This window comes from Vibrio sp. 10N.239.312.D08 (genome assembly GCF_041466145.1).
In the GTDB taxonomy this organism is placed as follows: domain Bacteria; phylum Pseudomonadota; class Gammaproteobacteria; order Enterobacterales; family Vibrionaceae; genus Vibrio; species Vibrio crassostreae_C.
Genome location: NZ_JBFSSD010000054.1, coordinates 26148 through 34338, shown reverse-complemented (window position 1 = coordinate 34338; position 8191 = coordinate 26148). Strand labels below are relative to the sequence as shown.

Sequence of the window (8191 nt, the reverse complement as noted above, 5' to 3'; positions counted from 1 at the left end):
GCTTGTACGGTGGTGTGAGAGGACGGAGGCCGTGAGGCCTCCTCCTACTCGATTGACTAGGTGATCAGTCTTTTGACTAGGTGATCAGTTTTTAGACCTGATCAATCATTCGGTGTTAGCTGCTGCGACCGTCTTTGTATTTGTAACGGTAGTCAACTTTTACGTTCGCTTGGTAATGAATGTCACCGCTCATGTTAGTGATTTTCTTCACTTCCATATTCGCGTCATCAATCTTGAACGAATCGTATTTGGTTGTCTGTTGGAACTGTGGCAGTTCTCTTGAAAGCTCAAAAGGTGTTTTTGCGCTTAACTCATCCATAAGGTTGGTGCCTGCATCGTATGCTTCCGCTTCAGTAACAAATGTATCAGATTTTAGCGTTGTTTCTTGAATTGTTGTTTTAGTTGCTGCAAACGCAGTGGTGCTGAGTACAAGAGTTGATGCAAGTATGATTAACTTCTTCAAAGGGATACCTTACTTTGTTGTACCAGTGTTTTAGAGATTCTCACCCTAGCAATAGGGGATGAGGTTAATGTTAGGACAAAAATATGGTTCTGTAAGGGAATGACTATAGGTGCCGAAGATTAATGCACAGCGCATATCAAGCAAGGTGACACTGATATCTAACTTCAATACACTGTATGGGTAACCAAAGTTCAGCATAAGGTAAAGGCATGGCCAATTGGGAAGGGGTAAGTGAGTTTGTTGCAGTGGCAGAGCGTGAAAGCTTTACTGGTGCGGCGCAGAAGCTCGCTACGTCGGTGGCTCAAATCAGTCGTAGAGTAGCAAACCTCGAAGAACGACTCGCAGTGAAACTGCTCAATCGAACGACTCGAAAGGTGTCTCTTACAGAGGCTGGGCAACTCTATTACCAACAATGTAAGTTGTTGGTCGAAGGTTTAGAAATTGCTGAGCTTGCGGTCACGCAGATGCAATCCACACCCAAAGGCTTACTGAAAGTCACCGCGCCTGTGACTTATGGTGAGCGCCAACTCGCCCCAATACTGCATCAATTCTTAAAGCTTCACCCGCAAGTAGAGCTTGAGCTGATGCTGACCAATCAAAAGCTCGATCTTATCGATTCGGGTGTTGATGTTGCGATTCGTCTTGGCCGCTTGGAAGACTCAAGCCTTGTGGCAAAGAGGCTGTCTCAACGCCAACTTTATGTATGTGCAAGCCCTGAATATATTGAACGTTATGGGGAACCGCATACATTATCTGAATTAAATAATCATCAATGCTTAGTTGGTGGATTTGAACACTGGCGCTTTAAAGAAAATGGTCGCCCTCGTTCGGTTCGTGTTAACGGACGCATTAAGTGCAACAGCGGTTTAGCGTTATTAGATGCTGCGAAGCAGAGCATTGGCTTGGTGCAGTTACCTGAATACTACGTGAGTGAAGATCTAGACTCTGGAGAGTTAGTCGAAGTGCTTTCCGATTACCGAGACGACAAAGAAGGGATCTGGGCGTTGTACCCTCAGAACCGTAATCTATCTTCAAAGGTTCGCCTGCTGGTGGACTTCCTTTCTGAGCAATTGGATTAGTGTATGGCTTAAAACCTCCACCGATAAAAACGGGCTTCAGAATAGAGATTCTGAAGCCCGGCGTGTTTTAGGATTAATTATCGTTTGATTACGGCTTACTAGACCGAAAATGTATTAGACGGTGAAGCGATCCACCAAGTGATACAGCTCATTTGCACGACTGTTGAGGTTTTGGCTACCTGTACGGTTTTGATTCGCGAGTTCTGCCGATTGTGAGCTTTGGTCAGAAATCACCACGATGCGTTGAGATATTTCTTGTCCTACAATATTTTGCTGTTCAGTGGCTGTCGCAATAAGCGAGTTCATGTCCATGATGGTATCAATCGACGCTTGGATCTTCGCCAGTGCTTTGGCTGCGGCATTCGCTTCTTCCACGGTTTGCGCACTTCGGTTTTGACTTGAATCCATCGCTTTCACAGCAGCATCTGAGGCAGCTTTAAGTTGCTCAATCATCTTGTGAATGTCGCCAGTGCTTTCTTGAGTACGGCTTGCCAGTTTACGAACCTCATCGGCAACCACAGCAAACCCACGACCTTGTTCGCCTGCACGTGCAGCTTCAATCGCGGCATTCAACGCGAGTAGGTTAGTTTGCTCGGCAATGTCTTGGATGACCGCCAATGAAGAGGAGATGTTTTGTACATCGCCTTCTAAACGAGACACCACGGTGTTGGCTTCTGATACTTCGCTCGCTAGGCCTGCCACCGAATCTGCAGCTGCGTTTACGATCTGTTGCGCTTCTTTTGCATTGCCCTCTGCAAGCTTGGCGGAATCCGCCGCTTGACTAGCGTTGCTCGAGATCTCTTGCGCCGTTGTGGTCATCTCAGTCATCGCTGTTGCAACTTGTTCTGTCTCTTCACGTTGCCCTGTAGCAATCTCGTCGACCTGCGCAGCACGAGAAGACATGTTAGATGTCTCGGCTACGACTTGCTGACCGACATCGCTTACGCTGCGAATGATGGTTTGAAGGCTTGCCACGAAGGCGTTGAAGTTCTCGCTGAGCTTAGTGAACTCAGGCGCTTTAAATGTTTCCATTCGAGCGGTTAAATCGGCTTCGCCACTCGCGAATGCGCTGATTGAACGATCAAACTGCTCGAGTGGTCGCATGATTGTGCGGTTGACGGCAACGGCAAACGCAGCAACTACTAGGGCAATCAAACCACAGAATATAGCGATCGCCGTCAATGAGCTTTGTAACGCGACATTCGAGCTCTCTTTCATCTCTGCGATTACAGCATCGATGTCGTCAGTATAAAAACCTGTGCCTAGCATCAAGTCCCACTGGGGAACGAATATCGAGTAGCTCAGTTTCGGTAGAGCTTCTGATTGACCAAGTTTTGGAAAGTAGTAGGTGGTGAACTCACCAAGCTTTGAGTTCTTGATCAAGTCACGAATCAGGTAGTTGCCTTTTTTGTCTTGCAGGTCGTAGTAGTTTTTACCAATGCCATCGTTATTTTGCCCAACAACTACTCGAACGCCTTTAGAGTCGTAGCCAAAGATGTAGCCAGACTCGCCATATTCGAGAGTTCTTAATGTCGGTAAGGCTTCTTCTAATGTTGCACCTCTTTCCAAAAATGGGCTGATCGAAGAGTAGGCCATTTGTAGATACGCTTTGAGTTCCTTTTCTTTCATCGCCATCATATTGCTACGCGTCGATTCAACTTGCTGTGCGGTTAGCTCGGTGCTCTTCATATACGTCACGCTCATCATGCCAATTGCCATTAGTAGCAACGGAATGAAAGAGAGAATATAAAGGCGGTTTTTGATGGTTAGGGTCATGTCACGCTTCCTGTGTGATTATCTCATGCAATTTTCAACACATTATTAATGTGGTTTCAAAATGTAAATGGGCTTGTTGTTTAATTGTTATCCTAGAGTGTTTTTGTTTTATAAATATGATGACGGTTAGGTTTTTGGGGTGAGAAGCCTTGCAACTAGAGGCTTAAGCGCGAAAAAGTGAGTTTGTATCGATGCTTTTGAATTCGACGCTGCTTTGTTAGAATGCGACGCTTTGTAGCACCCTGCTATGTCTATTCGTTAAGTGAGAAAGATTCATGAACAAAAGCCATGTGACTATTGGTTTAACTAACCCAAAGAGCCCGACAAACGTTGGTGCTGTTATGCGTGCGGCTGGTTGTTACCAAGTCGACGAAGTTAAATACACAGGGCAACGCTACGAAAAAGCCGCAAAATTCCACACCGATACTAAGAGTGCTGCGCGTACTATCCCGTTGACTGGTGTTGAGTCGTTTTTAGACAATCTTGATCCAGAAACGAAAATTGTTTGTGTAGAACTCGCTGAGGGTGCAACACCACTGCCGCGTTTTAAACACCCAGAAAATGCCATCTATATCTTTGGCCCTGAAGACGGTTCTATTTCTCAAGATGTCGCCGACAGAGCAGATCATGTTGTTTATGTACCAACAGTAGGCTGCATGAACTTGGCTGCGACAGTTAACGTGCTGCTTTATGATCGCCTTGCTAAGTCAGATGAAATGGACGAGAGCAACGAGCTCATTAAGAAAAGCCGCGATAACCGTAACCATCTGCTAATCAAAGAAAAGTAATTCTCTGCTTCTAGTGTTATCTATCCCGTACGCAATCGGATATTATCTTGAGTTCATCATCAGATAATTGAAGGGTTAGATAACACCATGGAAGACAAGCAATTACTTGCCGCGCTACAGCAACACTCTGTCCTCGATCTCTATCAGTTATTCCAAGAAGTTGGTCAAAACCGCTCTTTGTATGCATTACTAGAGAGGTTATCTTCCCTTAAAGAACATCATCAACTGAGTACTCGTCTTAGCCCTTTTAAGCCTCATATCGAAGGATTGCTAGCTCAATTTGATAGCGCCACGCCAGATAGCGAGATCCTCAAGGCAGTCGCTCTTCAGTCTGAGATTCAGCAACGAGGCCACAGTATGAGTCGTTACATCATGACATCAGATAACCATCGCCATTTTTCCCCAAGTGCAGACCTAGTCATGTTTGGTGATTCGATCACCGAATGGGCCCCGTGGGCGGATATCTTTCGCGATGTTTCGATGGTCAACCGTGGCTTAGCGGGTGACACCACAACTGGCATGTTGCGCCGTATTGATACCACGTTGAATGTGAAGCCAAAGCTGGTGTGTTTTATGGCAGGGATAAACGATTTAGCTCAGGGTTATGATGTCGACCATATCTACCAGAACTACATTGATATGCTTAAGGTGTGGCAAGAAAATGAGATTCGCATATTGGTGCAATCAACGCTTTATGTTGGCTCTAAACTGCAAGGTTTAAATCCGTCGGTTGAACTGCTCAATAGCAAGCTAAGCGAGTACTGTACACAGCAAGGCATTGCGTTCTTAGATGTGAATTCAGTATTGTCGCCTAATAAGCTGTTGTCGAACAAGTACTCGTGTGATGATCTGCATTTGAATGCGAAGGCTTATCAAACTTGGGCTGAGATACTTCAACCTACGATAGCTGAGCTACTAAAATAGACTCACGCAAAACGCTAGCTAGACCGATAAACAGCTTAGCTAATACAAGAAAAGCCAAACCCTAGATTTGTTTCGCGAACCATAAGGACATCAATGTGAACCTAAGACAATTGGAAGTCTTTTACGCCATTATGCAGACCGGAACCGTATCTGGAGCCGCGCGCAGCTTGCATGTGTCGCAACCAAACGTGACCCGTATTTTGGCGCACACGGAGCAACAACTTGGGTTTGGCTTATTCGAACGAGTTAAAGGGCGGTTGGTGCCAACGGTTGAGGCAAAAACCTTACTGCCAGAAGCGGAAAAGGTGTATCAGCAATTGGGGCAATTTCGATCTCTGACCAACAAAGTGAAGCAAGGCCATCAGCATTTACGCATTGGTGCGCCGCCGATTTTAGCGACTAAATTACTGACTCCTGTAATCGCCCAAATGTCTCGCGAGCAAAATGGCAGTAAGCAAGATCTCTCTTTTGAGTTGCTGACTGCAAACCGTGATGAGCTGTGTGCTGGGTTATTAAAGCATGAGCTTGATATTGCTATCGCGTTTGGCGATGAAGCACCGCCTGCGATATTAAGTGAAACGCTATTAACCGAATCACTAAAGGTTTTGGTTCCTTCCAATACGGTTGATCATTTCCCCGCGGAATTAACGTTAGATGATCTGATCAATTATCCGCTGCCAATCATCGGGCTCGATAGCCGCGATCCATTAGGCCTCCTGTTACATCAACGCCTTATTGCACGTGAGCAGCATTATCACCACCCGATATCTGTACGTGGGTATAGCGCCGCTGCGGAACTGGTCAAGCACCAAGCGGGGTTTGCGATTGTTGATCCGTGGACGGCAGAGCAATATCAAAATGACGATGCGGTCTGTGTGTTGCCGCTTCAACCAGACATCCAATTTTCGGTATCGATGCTTTGCGCAGAGCACACCCCTCAGTCGATTTCCGTTAAGCAATTTATCGCTTCATTGAAAATCCATACTCACCCTATAACTTAAGGTTATAGGCTCGCCATAAATAGGCATTCGGCAGCTTCGAAGTTCTTAATTAAAGTAAACCCATACAAGGGCTTATTAATTAGGAATACTCATGTCGATCGCTCAACCTTACCTTCTTTTTCTTGGGGATGTTACTGACCCACTCGCTGCAAAAACAGCTCGCGGTATTCATCAATGGCGACCAGAAATCTGCCTAGGTCAACTGCGTTTAACGGGTGATACCGTTTCACTGGGCTTAACGGATATGACCCTGCAAGAGGCGCAAGCGCAGGGCGCGAAGACGCTAGTGATTGGTACCGCAAATCCGGGTGGTGTTATTCCTGATTCTTGGCAGTCAACCATTATGGCCGCTGCAGAAATGGGATATGAGATTGCATCTGGCATGCACCAACGATTGAGTGAATTTTCACCGCTTGCTGACATGCAGCAACAAGGATTGACTAAGCTTCATGATGTACGCCATTTTGACGGTGTTCTTAATGTTGGTAACGGTAAGCTTCGTCAAGGTAAGCGCCTGCTTACTGTCGGAACTGATTGCTCAGTAGGCAAAATGTTCTCGGCATTAGCGATTGAAAAGTCGCTTAAACAAGCGGGAACATCCGCTCAGTTTAAAGCGACAGGGCAGACAGGTATTTTGATTGAAGGCAGCGGTATTTCGATTGATGCGGTGGTTGCGGATTTTATTTCTGGCGCAGTTGAAGCGATTAGCCCTGATTTTACCGACCACGATTGGGACATCATTGAAGGGCAAGGCTCTTTGTTCAACCCTTCGTTTGCAGGCGTGAGTTTGGGTCTTTTACATGGCGCACAAGCTGATGCCTTAGTGCTGTGTCATGAAGTTGGGCGACCACATATTCGTAACCTTCCTCATGCTAAATTACCAAGCATAGAACAGACGATTGAAGCCAACTTGCAAGCGGCGCGACTGACTAATCCAGACGCGAAGCTGGTGGGTATCTGCTTGAACACGTCGGCGATTAGCATTGAAGAGGCTGAGACATTGTGCCAAGAATGGACCACACTCTATCAAGTGCCAGTGACGGACCCAGTGCGCTTTGGTGTACAACACATTACTGATCATTTGCGACATTCACTTTAACGACTTCATCATTTCTACGTTTCCATTTGTTAAAGTGAACATCAACCGAGTGAAATTATGAAGATTACAGCTGAACCCATTATTATCGCGATGCAAACGCCTTTTCGCATCTCTCGTGGCAGTCGAACTGAGTGTCACGTTGTTCGTGTTTACATTGAACATGGTGGCAAACGAGCTCAGGGCGAATGCACGCCTTACCCACGATACGGCGAGTCATCGGAGTCTGTGTTAGCGCAAATCCAACAAGCGTCTAGCGCACTTGAAGCTATGTTTGAACGAGGCGTTACTGATCCGGCAGAGCTAAGAGATCATCTTCAGTCTTTATTGACCGGAGGGGCAGCGCGCAATGCGGTCGATTGTGCGCTTTGGGATTTTGAAGCTCAGCAGAACGACCAGACGTTTCCGAATAGCTTGTTTGAGTTGCCTGCTCAAATCGTGACTGCAATGACAGTCTCGATTGGCACGCCAGAAGCCATGGCGACTCAGGCTCGAGACTATGTCGCGAATGGTGCGAAACTTCTGAAAGTGAAGCTTGACGGCGAGCAGGTGGTAGAGCGTGTTCGCGCGGTACGAGAAGCTGCGGCAGATGTTCAAATTGTATTGGATGCGAATGAAGCGTGGACAGGATTGAATCTCGAAGAGTTGTTCAATCAATTGGCAGAATTTGATATTGCGATGATCGAGCAGCCGTTACCCCAACAGCACGATGCCTCACTGGCACACATCAAGCACCCGATACCACTGTGTGCTGATGAAAGCTGTCATACCACTTCACAGCTCTCATCGCTGTTGGGTAAGTATGAAATGGTCAACATCAAACTCGATAAAACGGGCGGTTTGACTGAAGCATTGGTTCTTGCAGAAGAAGCCCAAAGGCTAGGATTTACGCTGATGTCGGGTTGTATGCTCGGTACTTCTTTGGCGATGCGTGCAGCTCTGCCTATTGCGGTTCAATCTGAAATCGTCGACCTCGATGGCCCGGTATTACTTGGCCAAGATGTAGCGCCAGCACTGACTTATCGAGATGGGATGATTATTCTCTAAGTTCGTTGAGCCCGTTT

Annotated in this window: 8 protein-coding genes; 6 read left to right on the top strand and 2 right to left on the bottom strand. The window is 46.5% G+C overall.

Annotation, left to right across the window (positions count from 1 at the left end; translation table 11 throughout):
* Positions 1 to 115: 115 nt before the first annotated feature.
* Entirely contained in the window at positions 116 to 463 is a 348-nt protein-coding gene (locus tag AB6D58_RS21015) for a DUF3316 domain-containing protein (RefSeq protein ID WP_372158361.1), read from the bottom strand.
* A 209-nt stretch (positions 464 to 672) separates the two neighbouring features.
* Between AB6D58_RS21015 and AB6D58_RS21010 the strand changes: the two genes are divergently transcribed.
* Positions 673 to 1542, top strand: a complete 870-nt coding sequence (locus AB6D58_RS21010; RefSeq protein WP_017061672.1) for a LysR family transcriptional regulator — start codon at positions 673 to 675, stop codon at positions 1540 to 1542.
* Positions 1543 to 1656: 114 nt separating this feature from the next.
* Here AB6D58_RS21010 and AB6D58_RS21005 read toward each other — a convergent pair whose 3' ends face one another.
* Positions 1657 to 3318, bottom strand: a complete 1662-nt coding sequence (locus AB6D58_RS21005; RefSeq protein ID WP_372158359.1) for a methyl-accepting chemotaxis protein — start codon at positions 3316 to 3318, stop codon at positions 1657 to 1659.
* A 275-nt stretch (positions 3319 to 3593) separates the two neighbouring features.
* Here AB6D58_RS21005 and AB6D58_RS21000 point away from each other — a divergent pair, with 275 nt between their 5' ends.
* The 5 genes from AB6D58_RS21000 to dgcA all read left to right on the top strand — a co-directional run bounded on the left by AB6D58_RS21000 (position 3594) and on the right by dgcA (position 8174).
* Positions 3594 to 4106, top strand: a complete 513-nt coding sequence (locus tag AB6D58_RS21000) for an RNA methyltransferase (protein ID WP_017061674.1) — start codon at positions 3594 to 3596, stop codon at positions 4104 to 4106.
* A gap of 87 nt (positions 4107 to 4193) precedes the next feature.
* Positions 4194 to 5030 carry an SGNH/GDSL hydrolase family protein gene (locus tag AB6D58_RS20995; protein WP_017061675.1) on the top strand — a complete coding sequence of 279 codons (837 nt, stop codon included), beginning with the start codon at positions 4194 to 4196 and terminating at the stop codon, positions 5028 to 5030.
* Positions 5031 to 5125: 95 nt separating this feature from the next.
* A complete protein-coding gene (locus tag AB6D58_RS20990; protein ID WP_102320893.1) occupies positions 5126 to 6031 on the top strand; it encodes a LysR family transcriptional regulator in 906 nt (301 codons plus the stop codon).
* A 91-nt stretch (positions 6032 to 6122) separates the two neighbouring features.
* Positions 6123 to 7130, top strand: coding sequence for an N-acetyltransferase DgcN (dgcN, locus tag AB6D58_RS20985; protein ID WP_017061677.1), 1008 nt, complete (start codon positions 6123 to 6125; stop codon positions 7128 to 7130).
* A gap of 57 nt (positions 7131 to 7187) precedes the next feature.
* Complete coding sequence (dgcA, locus tag AB6D58_RS20980) at positions 7188 to 8174, top strand: N-acetyl-D-Glu racemase DgcA (protein WP_136982942.1); 987 nt, start codon at positions 7188 to 7190, stop codon at positions 8172 to 8174.
* Positions 8175 to 8191 lie beyond the last annotated feature (17 nt).

Bases quoted from the DNA above. Each gene is read 5' to 3' on its own strand.
- AB6D58_RS21010 (WP_017061672.1), top strand. From the start codon at position 673: ATGGCCAATTGGGAAGGGGTAAGTGAGTTTGTTGCAGTGGCAGAGCGT.
- AB6D58_RS21005 (WP_372158359.1), bottom strand. From the start codon at position 3,318: ATGACCCTAACCATCAAAAACCGCCTTTATATTCTCTCTTTCATTCCG.
- AB6D58_RS21000 (WP_017061674.1), top strand. From the start codon at position 3,594: ATGAACAAAAGCCATGTGACTATTGGTTTAACTAACCCAAAGAGCCCG.
- AB6D58_RS20995 (WP_017061675.1), top strand. From the start codon at position 4,194: ATGGAAGACAAGCAATTACTTGCCGCGCTACAGCAACACTCTGTCCTC.
- dgcN (WP_017061677.1), top strand. From the start codon at position 6,123: ATGTCGATCGCTCAACCTTACCTTCTTTTTCTTGGGGATGTTACTGAC.
- dgcA (WP_136982942.1), top strand. From the start codon at position 7,188: ATGAAGATTACAGCTGAACCCATTATTATCGCGATGCAAACGCCTTTT.